12 protein-coding genes are annotated in these 13,323 nt (G+C 60.4%); 2 read left to right on the top strand and 10 right to left on the bottom strand.

Annotated elements, in window-relative coordinates; all coding sequences use genetic code 11:
• Nucleotides 1–10: 10 nt before the first annotated feature.
• The 7 genes from BM399_RS12635 to BM399_RS12605 all read right to left on the bottom strand — a co-directional run bounded on the left by BM399_RS12635 (nucleotide 11) and on the right by BM399_RS12605 (nucleotide 7,684).
• The gene (locus tag BM399_RS12635; RefSeq protein ID WP_092868024.1) at nucleotides 11–820 is read right to left on the bottom strand and encodes an ABC transporter permease; all 810 of its coding nucleotides are present in this window, start codon (nucleotides 818–820) and stop codon (nucleotides 11–13) included.
• A gap of 4 nt (nucleotides 821–824) precedes the next feature.
• Complete coding sequence (locus BM399_RS12630) at nucleotides 825–1,685, bottom strand: ABC transporter permease (RefSeq protein WP_092868023.1); 861 nt, start codon at nucleotides 1,683–1,685, stop codon at nucleotides 825–827.
• Nucleotides 1,682–2,755: an ABC transporter ATP-binding protein gene (locus BM399_RS12625; RefSeq protein WP_092868022.1), complete on the bottom strand. Its 1,074-nt coding sequence runs from the start codon at nucleotides 2,753–2,755 to the stop codon at nucleotides 1,682–1,684. The genes BM399_RS12630 and BM399_RS12625 overlap by 4 nt, the downstream gene beginning before the upstream one ends.
• 121 nt (nucleotides 2,756–2,876) lie before the next feature.
• The gene (locus BM399_RS12620; RefSeq protein WP_092868021.1) at nucleotides 2,877–4,031 is read right to left on the bottom strand and encodes an ABC transporter substrate-binding protein; all 1,155 of its coding nucleotides are present in this window, start codon (nucleotides 4,029–4,031) and stop codon (nucleotides 2,877–2,879) included.
• 239 nt (nucleotides 4,032–4,270) lie between these two features.
• Nucleotides 4,271–4,966: a cysteine hydrolase family protein gene (locus BM399_RS12615; RefSeq protein WP_092868020.1), complete on the bottom strand. Its 696-nt coding sequence runs from the start codon at nucleotides 4,964–4,966 to the stop codon at nucleotides 4,271–4,273.
• 10 nt (nucleotides 4,967–4,976) lie between these two features.
• Nucleotides 4,977–5,405: a diol dehydratase small subunit gene (locus tag BM399_RS12610; protein WP_092868019.1), complete on the bottom strand. Its 429-nt coding sequence runs from the start codon at nucleotides 5,403–5,405 to the stop codon at nucleotides 4,977–4,979.
• On the bottom strand, nucleotides 5,402–7,684 hold the full coding sequence (locus tag BM399_RS12605; RefSeq protein ID WP_092868018.1) for a propanediol/glycerol family dehydratase large subunit: 2,283 nt from the start codon (nucleotides 7,682–7,684) through the stop codon (nucleotides 5,402–5,404). Before BM399_RS12605 ends, BM399_RS12610 begins: the two co-directional genes overlap by 4 nt.
• A gap of 239 nt (nucleotides 7,685–7,923) precedes the next feature.
• Here BM399_RS12605 and BM399_RS12600 point away from each other — a divergent pair, with 239 nt between their 5' ends.
• The gene (locus tag BM399_RS12600) at nucleotides 7,924–9,261 is read left to right on the top strand and encodes an aspartate aminotransferase family protein (protein ID WP_092868017.1); all 1,338 of its coding nucleotides are present in this window, start codon (nucleotides 7,924–7,926) and stop codon (nucleotides 9,259–9,261) included.
• 34 nt (nucleotides 9,262–9,295) lie between these two features.
• Nucleotides 9,296–10,774, top strand: coding sequence for an aldehyde dehydrogenase family protein (locus BM399_RS12595; protein WP_092868222.1), 1,479 nt, complete (start codon nucleotides 9,296–9,298; stop codon nucleotides 10,772–10,774).
• Between the two features lie 9 nt (nucleotides 10,775–10,783).
• Here the strand turns inward: BM399_RS12595 and BM399_RS12590 are convergent, their stop codons facing one another.
• The 3 genes from BM399_RS12590 to BM399_RS12580 all read right to left on the bottom strand — a co-directional run bounded on the left by BM399_RS12590 (nucleotide 10,784) and on the right by BM399_RS12580 (nucleotide 13,281).
• Complete coding sequence (locus BM399_RS12590) at nucleotides 10,784–11,545, bottom strand: ABC transporter permease (protein ID WP_092868016.1); 762 nt, start codon at nucleotides 11,543–11,545, stop codon at nucleotides 10,784–10,786.
• Nucleotides 11,542–12,468 carry an ABC transporter ATP-binding protein gene (locus tag BM399_RS12585; protein WP_092868015.1) on the bottom strand — a complete coding sequence of 309 codons (927 nt, stop codon included), beginning with the start codon at nucleotides 12,466–12,468 and terminating at the stop codon, nucleotides 11,542–11,544. The genes BM399_RS12590 and BM399_RS12585 overlap by 4 nt, the downstream gene beginning before the upstream one ends.
• Before the next feature lie 63 nt (nucleotides 12,469–12,531).
• The gene (locus BM399_RS12580) at nucleotides 12,532–13,281 is read right to left on the bottom strand and encodes an SDR family NAD(P)-dependent oxidoreductase (protein WP_092868014.1); all 750 of its coding nucleotides are present in this window, start codon (nucleotides 13,279–13,281) and stop codon (nucleotides 12,532–12,534) included.
• Between the last annotated feature and the right edge of the window lie 42 nt (nucleotides 13,282–13,323).

Here is a 13,323-nt window from a genome sequence, read left to right as displayed (position 1 = left end):
AGAGTTTGTTCTAGGCTGCCGCGTTCCGCTTCCGGGTGAGAAAGAGCATTGCGGTGTATCCGCCAAAGAGGAGGACTGCGGCGGCCGCTGTCGAAATAGTGCCAAGCACGGGCACGCCCGGTGTGTAGCCCGCGACCATCTTTGCGTAGAGATACTTGGGCAAGGTGTTGTCCGCGCCCGTTGTGTAGAGCGACAGCGGGAAGTTGCCCCACGACAGCAGGAAGGCGAACAGGCTTCCCGAAAAGATCCCCGGCATGAGGACAGGCAGCGTCACCTCGCGGAAAGTCTGCCATCGCGACGCGCCGAGATCCGTCGCCGCTTCCTCGAGAGACGGATCGAAGGAATAGACCTGAATGGCCATGACCAGCGTTACGACCGGAGCAATCCAGACGAGATGCGCGAGGACAGCCGTCTTCCAGGATAGGGTGAAGCCCAAGGCGTTGAACCAAAGCAGCAGGGCAAGACCAAGAACCGACTGAGGAAAGAAGATCGGGAGCAGAATGAACTTTTGGTAGAGCTTACGGCCCTTCCAATCGTAACGGGCGAAGGCCAGCGCACCGAAAAAGCCGAGCACGACTGCGATGATGGTTACCGACAGCGCGATCGACAGAGAGGTGTAGGCCAACGACCTGACCTCGAGCGAGTTCAAGATCTTGGACCACCAATCGAGTCCGAAGGACGAAATCGGGAAGGTGAAGTAGCGGCTGGAGGTCATCGACGCGAGGAAGATCGTCGCGCTCGGAAGGAACACGAAGAGCAAGACCGCGGCTGTCCAGACGCCGATAAGGATGTGGCGAATGCTGCCATTATTTTCAGACATTACGTCACCGCTTTCCAAGTATTTGATCGAGATCGAAGCGCCTGAGCACGATGAGAACGAGCACGCTGACAACCAGCATCAGCAGCACCGCGAGAGCCGCCCCGAGAGGCCAGTTCTGCGCGTACGTGAAGGCAATTTCGATATCGTGAGTGATGGGGATGATGCGCTGGCCGCCAAGAACCTTGGCCTCGGCAATGGCGCCGATGGCGAGCACGAACGTCAACAGCGAACCGATCATCAAACCGGGCGTCGATAGCGGCAGTTCGACTTCGCGGAAAACCTGCCAGCGCGAAGCGCCCAGGTCCCTTGCCGCTTCGCGCATCTGGTTCGGAACCATCGCGATTCCGAGCGTCATCGGAAACAGCATGAACGGAAGATAGACGTAGACCATGCCGAACAAGACAGCCGCAGGGGTGAAGAGGAAATCCCCCATCTCCACGCCAAAGAGCGTTCTCAAGGTCCCCGGGAGGACGCCGCCCTTGATGAAGAACAACACCCAGCCGTAGAGGCGGATGTTCTCCGAAACCACCAGCGGGATCGTGAAGAGCAGCGTCAAAACCGTCGACCAGCGGCCGAAGACGCGAACGAGACCGTACGCGACCGGATAGCAGATGAGTGCGAGAAGTACGACGGTGGCCGACGCCAGCCCCAGCGACCAAAACAACGAGATGTAGGTGTTGTCGCTGAAGACCGTTTCGTAATTTTCGAGAGTGGGCTCGTGCCACAGCCCGAAGGTTCGGGCCGGCATGAAGCTGAAGCCCACGACTGCGAGCAGAGGCGCAATGAACCCGAGCGACAGCAATACCAAAATCGGTAGCGCCGCACGCCTTCCTGGTTCAGCGAAGAAGGAGGTCTTTTCGATCATTCGTCGGCCACCAGAATTGAATTTTCCGGGTCCCAGCCAATGAGCACTTCGTCATCGAGCGAGCCCTTGAAGGGCTGCTGGCGCAGCTTTTCGACGAGGAACACTTTTTCGCCGACGCGGACTTGATATTGGATGCGCGACCCGAGTGCGTACTCGTTATAGAGAACGCCTTTGAGGCTGTTCTGCGCGTCGCTCGGAGAGCTGAGGAAGCGAAGGAACTCCGGCCGGACGACGAGGCACTGCGCTTTGCCTTCGATCGAGGCCGGCGGAACCTTGAAGCTTGCGCCGAGGGACTGCGAACGCACGGAACCTGCGCCGTTGCTCTCGACCGGTATCACGTTGACGTCGCCCATGAACTCGGAGACGAAGCGAGAGCGCGGCGTCGAGTAGATTTCGTTGGGCGAGCCCACCTGAATGAGCTTGCCACGCCGCATGACGCCGATCCGGTCGCTCATCACCATTGCCTCTTCAAGGCTGTGCGTGATGTAGACGAACGTCTTGCCGGTTTCCCGGTGAATATCCTTCAGCTCTTTCTCGAGCGTCTTGCGGAGCTTGTAGTCGATCGCCGAAAGCGGTTCGTCGAAAAACAGGATCTGCGGATCGAATGCGAGTGCGCGCGCAAGAGCAACGCGCTGGCGCTCACCGCCCGAACACAGCGTGACGTTCTTCGAATAGTAGTCGGCGGGGAGATGCAATTGCTGCATCAGCTCGCGTGCCCGCTTCTCGCGGGTCGCCGGATCGACGTTTCGGATCTTGAGGGCGAACTCGATGTTCTGCCCGACTGTCCGATGCGGAAAGAGTGCGAGCGACTGAAACACCATGCATGTCGGCCGTTCGTTGGCCGGAGTGTCGTTGATGCGCTTGTCGCGCAGCAGAATGTCGCCCGATGTCGGCCGCTCCATTCCGGCGAGCATGCGGATCAAGGTCGTCTTACCGCTACCGGAAGGTCCGACAATCGTGAAGAACTCGCCTTCGCCGATGGAAAGGTTGATATCGTCGACGGCGGCTAGATTGCCGAACGCCTTACGAACGTTCTTCAATCTGAGGATAGGTTCGGAAGTTCCGGTCACGTAGGAGTTCCAACTTCTTTGAAGCTAATGAGAAACGCGTCGGGCCTTCCGCCTATCGAGCGGCGGAAGGCCGAAGCATTACATGCCGTTTACTGAGGTCACGACGCAAACGTCATGCAGCTCAGGATTTCTTCGCGGCGTTCCAGATATCGAGCAGCTTGTCGTAGTCGGGAACGATGTCGTACTCGGCCGAACGCGCCATCTCTTCTTCGAGGCTGTCCCACTGAATGGCTTCGAGCTGGTCTTTGCTGAAGAGCTTGAAGCATTCGGGGTTGCCCATCTGAGCGACCGGATTGAACGTGCCTTCGGCGAACGCCACTGTGTGAGCGACCTCTGGAGCCTGCACGTATTCCAGGAACTGCTCGGCGAGCGGAGAGCCCTGCGGGTTGTTGACGACCGAGGTGATTTCGATCCAGGCGATGCCGCCCTTGCCGCCGGCAAGAGGTCCCTTGTTTGGCGTGATGCCACGCAAATTCAAATGGCCGTCTGCGCGCGCGGGAGACGCCGAATACGTTCCGCCCGTGAGATGGCAATCGATTTCGCCGGAAATCATGGCTTGGTTCATGGTGGCGATGTCGCCCACGACCTTCTTGTTCTTCAGAATGCGCTTTGCGGTTTCCTCGAACTTGGCGACTTCTTCGGCGGTGTGCGCCTTATACGGATCGAAGCCGGCGATGCAGCAGACGCCGAACACGTTCCAGTCGTCGGACTCCAGAATGCCGAAGCGGCCGGCGAGCTTCGGATCGTTGAAGAGATCCCAGCCCTGGTCTTCTGCAGTTTTGCGGCTGATCTTGTCGGTGTTGACGACGAACGAGTAGGGCCCGAACCGCTGCGCCATGCCGAGCAGATCTTTGCCCGAGTCGTCCATCGCCCATTTGTAGGGCGGCTTGAACTGCGGCATCATCTTCTCGAAGTATGGCTCGAACTTCGCACGATCGAGCGGCTTGATCAGCTTCTCGGGCATCATGATTTTGCGTGCCCAAGGATTGTTGACGTTGATCAGGTCCCAAACGTTGATCTCGCCTGCGCGCAGACGGTTGATCATTGTCGGATCGTTGGTCAGGCTTTCGGCCTTGACCGTCGCGCTCTTGCTCGAACGGAACGGGTCGAGCACCTGGGCCGAATTGTAACCTTCCCAACAGAGGATATTCAGTTCCTTGTCACGGGCCGCGCGGGCGGGGCCTGCGAACGGGCCCATCTGGGTGGCGGCCAGCGTCGCCGCCGCGGACGCCGAAGTTTTCAAGAAGTCGCGGCGTGAGAATTTGCTATTGAACATGCCTGTCACTCCTGGTGAGCGGATGATGAGGTTTTTGCCCGTAAACCATCAGGGCGAAGCGGAAGCGATCGATGGGGCTCGTCCACGGAAGGAGGACGAGTAAGGAAGAGCGATGCAGCCAGTTGTCCACGGTAACGGAAGATCCCCCCTCTGTGATGGCATCACTCTATGCTGCGGTGGCCAAGTCGATTTGACCCTCCTCTATGGAAACTTGACCTTCTGGACGCCGTCAAGGCGGTTTAGGCCAGCTTCATCAGGGCGTTGAGTTCAGCGCTCGACATGACGTGCCCATAGATCATGTTCATGATCTCGAGCTCCTTATGGTGCAGCTCGTCGGACCCGGCTGCGCAGCAATCTTCGACCACGACGACGGCGAAGCTCTCGTCGGCGAGGCTTCGGACAGTCGACGAGACGCACTGGTCCGTGAAAATCCCGCAGCAGACGACGGTTTTGATGCCGAGGTTAGTCAGGATCAGCCGCAGGTTGGTACCCGTCAGTGCACTGTCTGTCGTCTTGGTAACGACGATCTCATCCCCGATGGGCTGAAGCTCCGGGACAATCTGGGACGGCAACTCGTCTTTTGGCAAGAGAAGGTTGTTCCAGCCCGGCATCTTCTGCGACAGCGAGCGGTCCCGGCCCTCCTTGGTATGGCAGGCGATGCGCGCGAAGAGGCATTCAATTCCGTTCCGCCGAAACCTCTCGAGAAGGTCCTTCGTTCTCGGCAGAACGATTTCATGCATACGCTTGTGAAAGGGCGTCCAAGCGTCGTACCGCCGTTGATCCTCCGGCGACAGCGACGCGCGATCCGGCCGGGAGAGGTAGGTGTTCTGGACGTCGATGATGAGGAGGGCGGTGTGGGACTTGGAGAGATCCGGGTCGTCTGGCTCCGGAGCGCCGTCGTAATAGATGGATCGATAACCCGTCTTCCAGCTCATGCCCGTCCTTTCAGAAACGCTTTTTGTAAAGAGAGCGGCGCTCATAGACATCCGCCGCCTCCTCGATAAAGGCCGCGACGCCCTCGGCGCCGTAGGTTTCGCGGAGTTCTCTCGCAGCCGCGAGCAGTTCTTGCCTGGAGCCTGCCCGGCCCGGACGCAGCAGCTCGTAGATCCGCATGATCACGTCTTGCGGAACGTCCACCAGCTCGGCCCCGCGCTCGAAATTTGCAGCGAGCGTCGGCCGCCCCGCCGCCGTCGAGATTTCAGCCTGCTGGCGAAGCGCGCGGTCCGTGATGCGAAGATCTTCGAGCGACACGCGGTCGGACAGCACGCCATCGAGCGTGATGTCATCGAGCTTCTTGCCGGCTTTCGTCTCGACCACGTCGGGCCGGTTCTCGGCAAGCGGATAATCGGCGACAGTGAGAGGCTTCCCGGTCATGCGGCAGCTCCGAGGAACATCACATCGATCTCTTCTGGTTCGGCGCCTTCGGACGTCATCTCCGTCTCGATCGCGTAGATGAGCGAAACCCTGGCATGGTAACGTGAGCCCATGGCCTCGCCACGTGTTGGCACGATGACGGGCTCGGGCATTTCGCCGAGCGCATAGGCGGCCGCGTTGAGCCCCATCCGCTTGTAATGCTCGATCTTGGTAATCGGCGAGTTCGAGAAGAGCTCGAGATTATTGTGCGGCAGCCTGTCTTTCTGATGAATGACGGCGGTGCCCTTTGCCTGAATGCCGATCCCGATGCCGGAGCCGGCGAGCCGCGCCGCGCTGAGCCCGAGGAACGAGGTATCTGCCGTATGGCGCATCCGGACGACGCGGGCCGTACAGCCGCCTTCCGTGATGCCGCCAATCAGCACCCGCAAGATCGCGGAGAGAGGATGGCCGGCGACGGTTTGAAAGAGCTTCAAGCCGAAGGCCGGACTGATGCCGATGACGACTTCCTTCGGATTATGCGTGGCGGCGGCGGGACCTGTCGGCCGGTAGGCGACCCGCGTGACTTCCCCAGGCCTGAAGGCCGCCTCGACCCTCAGCACCTCTTGGCGCGTCAGCACATCGCGAATGGCGACGATTTCCTCGCGGCGTTCGTCCGTGAGACGGTAGCCGGTGCCGGGACCCTGATAATCGTTGGGATTGTTTACTGCGCTGACGATGCGCCCGTCGCGAACGACAGCCGATGTCTGCAGATAATCGCCGGAAACGCGGAGCCTTACGAGCTTCAGCAGGTTTTCCGCTTCTTCGGTGAAGCCCCGCGCAGCAAGCGCCTTGATGACGTCGATGACCGTGATCGACCGCTCGTAGATCGCTTCGCTGATCATCGCCACGTCGCGGCCCGAAAACGTCCGCGTTTCATCCGAGCCGGACGCGGCAACGACCGAGAGCTTCATGTCGGCAGTCGGTTTCGCGAGCCCGAGTTCTTCCAGCACCGCGCTGATCGCATCGACGGCCCGCGACCTGAGTTCCATGACGCGCGTCTCGCCGACCGGCGTAAGCCCGCCGTCGGCCTCGAAGTCGCGCTGCAGAACCAGATAATCCTCGAGTTCCTCGCCGTTGAGCAGCGAGGCGTTGAACGAATTGTCGTACTTGAGGATCGAGCCGAAGCCGGAACAGATGAGATCGGACCCTGCGATCAGATACGGCAGGATCTTCGCGCCGACGCGAATTTCCGATTCCGTCGCGCGAGCGTCGTTGCCGGATGCGCATTCGAGATCGAGCCAGACGGCGATCAGGTTCTCGGCCATCAATTCGCGCATGCCGCCGGGAACGGTGCACGTGACGGGGGCTCCGTCGATGCCGCCGTTCTGCGTGCCTTGCACGCCCATCGCGCGCTGCAGGCAAAGGCATCGCGCCTCGAGATAAAGCAGCGATTTGCGGTCGTGAAAGCCCATCAGCAACTCGGACCCTGCGCCTGAGGTGCACCGCATCTTGATGCCCCGCGAAGCATAGGCCGCCGCGAGAAATGCTTTCGACCAGGGCGTATCGTCGCCGTCGATGAAGCTCTTCTCGGTGCCGTAAACCGACACGGTCTCGGCGTAGGAGGTGAAGCCCGCCATGCCGATTTTGAGTTCTTCCGCTTCTTCGCTGGAGCACTGAAAGAGCGCGCCCCACCGTCCGACGGCAGCCCCGACGGCGCAGGCAACGGCGTTCGACCAGGAGTTGCGTGCAACCCGCATCGTCGTCTCGATTTCGTCGAAGCCGAACGCCACGGCCGTTGCGGCATCGGCCGCCATCTGCAGCGGGTCGTCTTTCGCGTTCGTGACGTGCGCTTGATTGCCGGGCGTCTGCCGTGCCCGCATCTTGCTGTAGGCGAAAGCGATCTCGAGCGATGAAAGATGACTGACGACATCGGCGAGCTTGGCGGGCGTCATGCCGTGCGCGAGCCGAACCAGCGTCTTTCGCGGCACGTTCATGTCGACGAGCATGCGCGCCACTTCGAGAGATGGCATCGCCATCGCTTCCGGCGCAATTTCGGGATCGAGATGATACCGGGCTATGAACACATCGATCATATCGAAGTCGCGGACGGCGATGCCGTCCATGGACTCGACGACGCCGTCGCCGAGGGACAGTCCGGGTTTGGGATCGAAAGGACTTTTGAACGCCGAAAAACCGCTCGCGGCATCTTCGGCGGCGAACTTGTCGAGCCGGAGCGGGCGCTCGTCCCAATCGGAAAATCGCTTCCAGCGATTTGGCCGTGCCTGCGTTTCATCGGTCATGCTTGTTTTCTCGACGATGGAGTGCCCGATTGCAATCGGAACTGACGTTACTCTGAGCGCCGCCACGGGATTTGACCAGAGCGGCCCCGAAGTTGACGGGGTTCTCCGGCCGGGGCTCGTGTCAAACTGAACAGACCCCGCTCTCAAGGGTCAAGCTGTTGCCGGCGGCGTACCCTATATTAAGCGAAACCGATGCGGAGACGCAGCGCATTTGTCAGGGAGCTTGCCCAAGGGGCCCAATGGAAGCTACGCGAAAAATTCTCGATCTCAACGCCTTCGACATGAACGCAGCCGACAAGCTGCCGCCCGCGGTCACGAGCCTCGTCAAGCGCCGGAAGCAGACATTCGGGCCGACCTCGATGCTGTTTTATGAAAGGCCGTTGAACCTCGTCAGGGCCGAGGGCGTCTGGCTCCACGATGCCGATGGCACGCGCTATCTCGACGCTTACAACAACGTGCCGTCCGTCGGGCACTGCCATCCCCGCGTCGTCGAGGCCATATCGCGGCAGCTCGGCACGCTGAACACCCACACGCGTTACCTCTACGACAACATCTACACGTATGCCGAACGCCTTCTGGCCACGATGCCGGAGCCGGTCTCGAATATCGTGTTCACGTGCACAGGCAGCGAAAGCGGCGATCTCGCACTGCGCATCGCCCGCGCGGTGACAGGCGGCACGGGCTTCATCGTGACCGAGAACGCCTATCACGGTAACACCACGGCCGTGACGGAGATATCGCCATCGTCCGCGAGCGCCGAGCCGCGGCCGCCGTACGTGTTCCTCGTGCCCGCGCCGGACACGTATCGTCACGGTAGCGAAGCCATCGGACCCAAATTCGCCGAGGATATTCGGAAAGCCATCGCGGGAATGAAGGCAGCCGGCATTCAACTCGCCGGGTTCATCGCCGACAGCATCTTCTCGAGCGACGGCGTCTACCCCGGCGAGCCGGGATTTCTGGCCGAAGCGGTCTCGGCGGTGCGCGACGCGGGCGGCGTCTACATCGCCGACGAGGTGCAGCCGGGCTTCGGCCGCACCGGCGAGAAAATGTGGGGTTTCGCCCGCCACGGTGTGGTGCCCGATATGGTCGTGATGGGGAAGCCAATGGGCAACGGCTTCCCGATGGGAGGCGTCGCGGTCAAGCCCGAGATGCTCGAGGCATTCGGATCGAAGTCGGGCTACTTCAACACATTCGGCGGCAATCCGGTCGCGGCTGCCGCGGGATTGGCAGTCTTGGATGTCTTGAACGAAGAAGGCCTGCAGGAAAACGCCTTCGATACCGGCGCCTATCTGCGCTCGGAGCTTCGCATTGCCGGCGGCAACGGCGATCGCGTCGGAGACGTGCGCGGCTCCGGCCTCTACATCGGCCTCGAACTCGTGAAAGATAAGGCGTCAGCCGAGCCCGATCGCGCCCTCGCCGAGAGAATCGTCAACGGCATGCGCGAGCGCAATATCCTTATCGGGATAGCAGGCGGTCACGGCAACGTCTTGAAGATCCGTCCGCCGCTCTGCTTTACTCGGGAGCATGCCGATATCTTCATCGATGGCTTCAGAAGCACATTGGCGAAGGTCATCTGAAGCCCGATCGAGCAATCGTTTTTCTGGAACTATGATGCAATCGAAACTTTTCATCGACGGAAAGTGGTGTGACGCGCTGGGTGCTCGCACGCTCGACGTCGTCAACCCCGCGAACGAACGAACCTTCCACCGCTGCGCTGCCGGATCAGCAGCCGACATCGACGCGGCGGTAGCAGCTGCGAAGGCCGCAATGGCCGGCCCATGGTCGCGCACGACCGGCCGTGATCGCGCCGCCTTCCTTCGCGCGATCGGCGCAGCGATCGAAGAGCAGAAGCAGACGCTCGCCGAGATCGAGGTGAGAGACAACGGCAAGCCGCTGCCCGAGGCCCTATGGGATATCGGTGACGCCGCCTATTGCTTCAATCTCTACGCAACATACGCCGAGGAACTGGACGCGCGCCAAGGCGAGATCATCGGCGTGCCCGACGCGCGTTTTCAGTCGCGCGTCAAATACATGCCCGCAGGCGTCGCCGGTCTTATCGTGCCGTGGAACTATCCCCTGTTGATGGCAGCCTGGAAGGTCGCGCCCGCAATCGCGGCAGGTTGCGCGGTCGTGCTGAAGCCGTCCGAGTATACGCCGCTGTCTGCGCTCGAACTCGCGCGCATCGCAGCGGAAGCGGGCCTGCCGAACGGCGTCTTGAACGTCGTCACGGGATATGGAGCCGACGCCGGCGCGCGCCTCGCGTCGCATCCCGATGTCCGCAAGCTCGCTTTCACTGGTTCCGTCCCGACGGGCATTGCGGTCGCCTCCGCTGCGGCGCGTGACGTCAAAAGCATCAGCCTTGAGCTTGGAGGCAAATCGCCGATCATCATCTTCGACGACGCCGACATCGAGCAGGCCGTCGAATGGGTAATGTTCGGAATCTTCTGGAACCAGGGACAAGTCTGCAGCGCCACATCGCGGATGATCGTCGAGAAGCGCATCGCGCCGAAGCTCATCGACCGGCTCTCAGTGGAAGCCAAGAAGATCACGATCGGCGACGGCATGGCGCCGGGCACACTGCTGGGACCGCTCGTCAGCAAAACCCAATACGACAAGGTGCTAGGATATATCGATGACGGAAAGAGGGAGGCAACGCTCGTAACCGGCGGCGGCCGGCCTTCTCATCTCAACGAAGGCTACTTCCTGGAGCCGACGATCTTCGCGGATGTGGCGCCCACCGCGCGAATTTGGCGCGAGGAGATTTTCGGCCCCGTCCTCGCCGTCACGACTTTCGATACGGAAGACGAAGCCCTGACCTTGGCCAATGATAGCGAGTTCGGCTTGGCCGCAGCCGTCATGTCGGGCGACTTGAAGAGGGCGGAACGCGTCGCCGACGCTTTCGAAGCAGGCGTCGTCTGGATCAATTGCTCGCAACCGAATTTTCTCGAGCCACCGTGGGGCGGCGTGAAAAAAAGCGGTGTCGGTCGCGAGCTTGGAACGTGGGGCTTGAACAACTTCCTCGAGCCGAAGCAGATCACCGCCTACACAACCCGTGAGCCGTGGGGCTGGTATCTGAAGGGCGGCGGCTGACGCGCTAGGTCACGCTTTGAGACGGTATCCCGTCCTGAAGATCCACCAGGCGACAGCCATGCAGACCGCAAGGAACAACGAGGTCATCAGAAGGCTCACGCCGACATTGACGTCGGAGATCTCAAAGAAGCTCCAGCGAAAGCCGCTGATCAAATAGACGACGGGATTGAAGAGCGTCACGGTTTGCCAAAAAGGCGGCAGCATCTTTACCGAATAGAAGGTGCCGCCGAGAAACGTCAGCGGCGTGATGACGAGAAGCGGGATGATCTGAAGCTTCTCGAACCCGTCGGCCCAGATCCCGATGATGAAACCGAGCATGCTGAAGGTTATCGCTGTAAGCAGCAGGAATACGATCATCCAGAAGGGATGCGCGATGCGAAGCGGCACGAAGAGGCTTGCTGTGACCAACACGAGCAGCCCAAGGATGACCGATTTCGTCGCCGCAGCGCCGACATATCCGAGAACGATCTCGAAAGCGGAAACCGGAGCGGAAAGATGCTCGTATATGGTCCCGGTGAAGCGGGGGAAGTAGATGCCGAACGAGGCGTTGAGAGTGCTCTGCGTCAAGAGCAGCATCATCACGAGGCCGGGAACGATGAACGCTCCGTAGTCTATTCCATCGACCTGCGAGATGCGCGAACCGATCGCTGAGCCGAAGACGATAAAATAGAGGCACGTCGAGAGCACGGGCGAAACGATGCTCTGCATCAGCGTGCGCCCCCAGCGGGACATCTCGAAACCGTATATTGCGCGGACAGCTTCGATATTCATCGCTTTTCCCTCACGAGATCGACGAAAATGTCTTCGAGCGAGCTTTGCATGGTCGAGAGATCTTTGAATGTTACGCCTGCCGCTCGCATGTCGTTCAGGAGCGCGGTGATGCCCGTCCGCTCGGCTCGCGTGTCGTAGGTGTAGGTCAGTTCGTTGCCGTCGGCGCCGAGGTGCAGATCGTAGGCGCCGAGCCCTGCTGGTATTTCCGTCAGCGGGGCCGACAACTGGAGCACGAGCTGCTTCTTGCCGAGCTTGCGCATCAGCTCATTCTTTTCTTCGACGAGAATGATCTCGCCCTTGGCGATGACGCCGACGCGGTCTGCCATCTCCTCGGCTTCTTCGATGTAATGCGTCGTCAGGATGATCGTCACGCCTTCTGCGCGAAGTTTCCGCACGATCTCCCACATCTCGCGCCGAAGCTCCACATCGACGCCCGCGGTCGGCTCGTCGAGAAACAAAATGCGCGGTTCGTGCGCCAGAGCTTTCGCGATCAACAGCCGGCGCTTCATGCCGCCCGAAAGCGTCATGATCCGGCTGTCTTTCTTTTCCCAAAGCGTAAGCGCGCGCAGCACCTTCTCGACGTACGCGTGGTTCTGCGGTTTGCCGAACAGCCCGCGGCTGAAGTTGACCGTCGCCCACGGCGTCTCGAACATGTCCGTCGCGAGTTCCTGCGGCACGAGGCCGATCATCGCGCGCACGGCGCGATAATCGGCGACGATATCCTTCCCGTCGACGGTGATTTTCCCTGCCGTGGGATTGACGATCCCGCAGATGCAGCCGATCAGCGTCGTCTTGCCCGCCCCGTTAGGGCCGAGCAGCGCGAAGATCTCGCCCTGACTTATCTCGAGATTTATGTCCTTGAGGGCCGTAAATCCCGAGGCATAAGTTTTCGATAGACCTTCGACACGAATAACTGCTGGCATCGATAAGACTCTGTCTGATGACGGGCATCAATTCGGCACGCATCGCAGCGTCTGCTATCGTTGTCAACGGGCTCCGCCGGAAACTGTCAGTCTATCGCCGGTAATCCAGCCGGACTCGTCGGACGCGAGAAAAACGGCGACCTTCGCGATGTCGTCCGGCTGGCCAACACGTCCCAGCGGCGTTTGCGCGACTGCAGATTTTTCAAAATCAGTTCCCAAAACGCCCATCGTGTGAACGCCTTCAGTTTCGACGAGACCCGGAGCAATTGTGTTCACGCGAATTTTCTTCGGCCCAAGCTCTGCAGCCAGCACCCGCGTTACGGCATCGACCGCGCCCTTGGTCGCGGAGTAGACCACGGTGTTGGGAAACGCAGCTAGGCTGACGACCGAACTGACGTTGATGATGCTGCCGCCTTCAGGACCGAAATACTTTGCGGCTTCCTGCGCCGCCAGGATCGTGCCGAGAACATTCGTGTTGAATTGCCGTTGAAACTCGCCGTCGGTCACGCCTTCGAGTGGCTGAAACGCGTACACGCCGGCATTGTTGACGAGGATGTCGAGCGAGCCGAAAGCCTTCTTCGTCTCTGCAAATATATTCTTGATATCGTCAGCATTTGCGACGCTGCCTTTGACGGCAATCGCTTTGCCGCCGTTGCTCTTGATATCGGCGACGACCTTTTCAGCCCCTTCTTTGCTCGAGGCATAGTTCACGGCGACGGCCGCGCCGGCTGCCGCGAGGGCTCTTGCGATTTCGGCACCGATGCCTTTGGAGGCGCCCGTTACGATTGCGACTTTACCTTTGAGATCAGACATTCTTTCTCTCCATATTTGGACTTCAGGGGGGAAGCGCCAAGT

Origin of the sequence: Hyphomicrobium facile (assembly GCF_900116175.1) — a bacterium.
Lineage (GTDB): Bacteria > Pseudomonadota > Alphaproteobacteria > Rhizobiales > Hyphomicrobiaceae > Hyphomicrobium_B > Hyphomicrobium_B facile.
The sequence above is the reverse complement of the archived record's forward strand: the minus strand, read 5'-3'. Positions and strand labels throughout refer to the sequence as shown.

Bases quoted from the DNA above. Each gene is read 5' to 3' on its own strand.
- BM399_RS12635 (WP_092868024.1), bottom strand. From the start codon at position 820: ATGTCTGAAAATAATGGCAGCATTCGCCACATCCTTATCGGCGTCTGG.
- BM399_RS12630 (WP_092868023.1), bottom strand. From the start codon at position 1,685: ATGATCGAAAAGACCTCCTTCTTCGCTGAACCAGGAAGGCGTGCGGCG.
- BM399_RS12620 (WP_092868021.1), bottom strand. From the start codon at position 4,031: ATGTTCAATAGCAAATTCTCACGCCGCGACTTCTTGAAAACTTCGGCG.
- BM399_RS12615 (WP_092868020.1), bottom strand. From the start codon at position 4,966: ATGAGCTGGAAGACGGGTTATCGATCCATCTATTACGACGGCGCTCCG.
- BM399_RS12610 (WP_092868019.1), bottom strand. From the start codon at position 5,405: ATGACCGGGAAGCCTCTCACTGTCGCCGATTATCCGCTTGCCGAGAAC.
- BM399_RS12605 (WP_092868018.1), bottom strand. From the start codon at position 7,684: ATGACCGATGAAACGCAGGCACGGCCAAATCGCTGGAAGCGATTTTCC.
- BM399_RS12600 (WP_092868017.1), top strand. From the start codon at position 7,924: ATGGAAGCTACGCGAAAAATTCTCGATCTCAACGCCTTCGACATGAAC.
- BM399_RS12595 (WP_092868222.1), top strand. From the start codon at position 9,296: ATGCAATCGAAACTTTTCATCGACGGAAAGTGGTGTGACGCGCTGGGT.
- BM399_RS12590 (WP_092868016.1), bottom strand. From the start codon at position 11,545: ATGAATATCGAAGCTGTCCGCGCAATATACGGTTTCGAGATGTCCCGC.
- BM399_RS12585 (WP_092868015.1), bottom strand. From the start codon at position 12,468: ATGCCAGCAGTTATTCGTGTCGAAGGTCTATCGAAAACTTATGCCTCG.
- BM399_RS12580 (WP_092868014.1), bottom strand. From the start codon at position 13,281: ATGTCTGATCTCAAAGGTAAAGTCGCAATCGTAACGGGCGCCTCCAAA.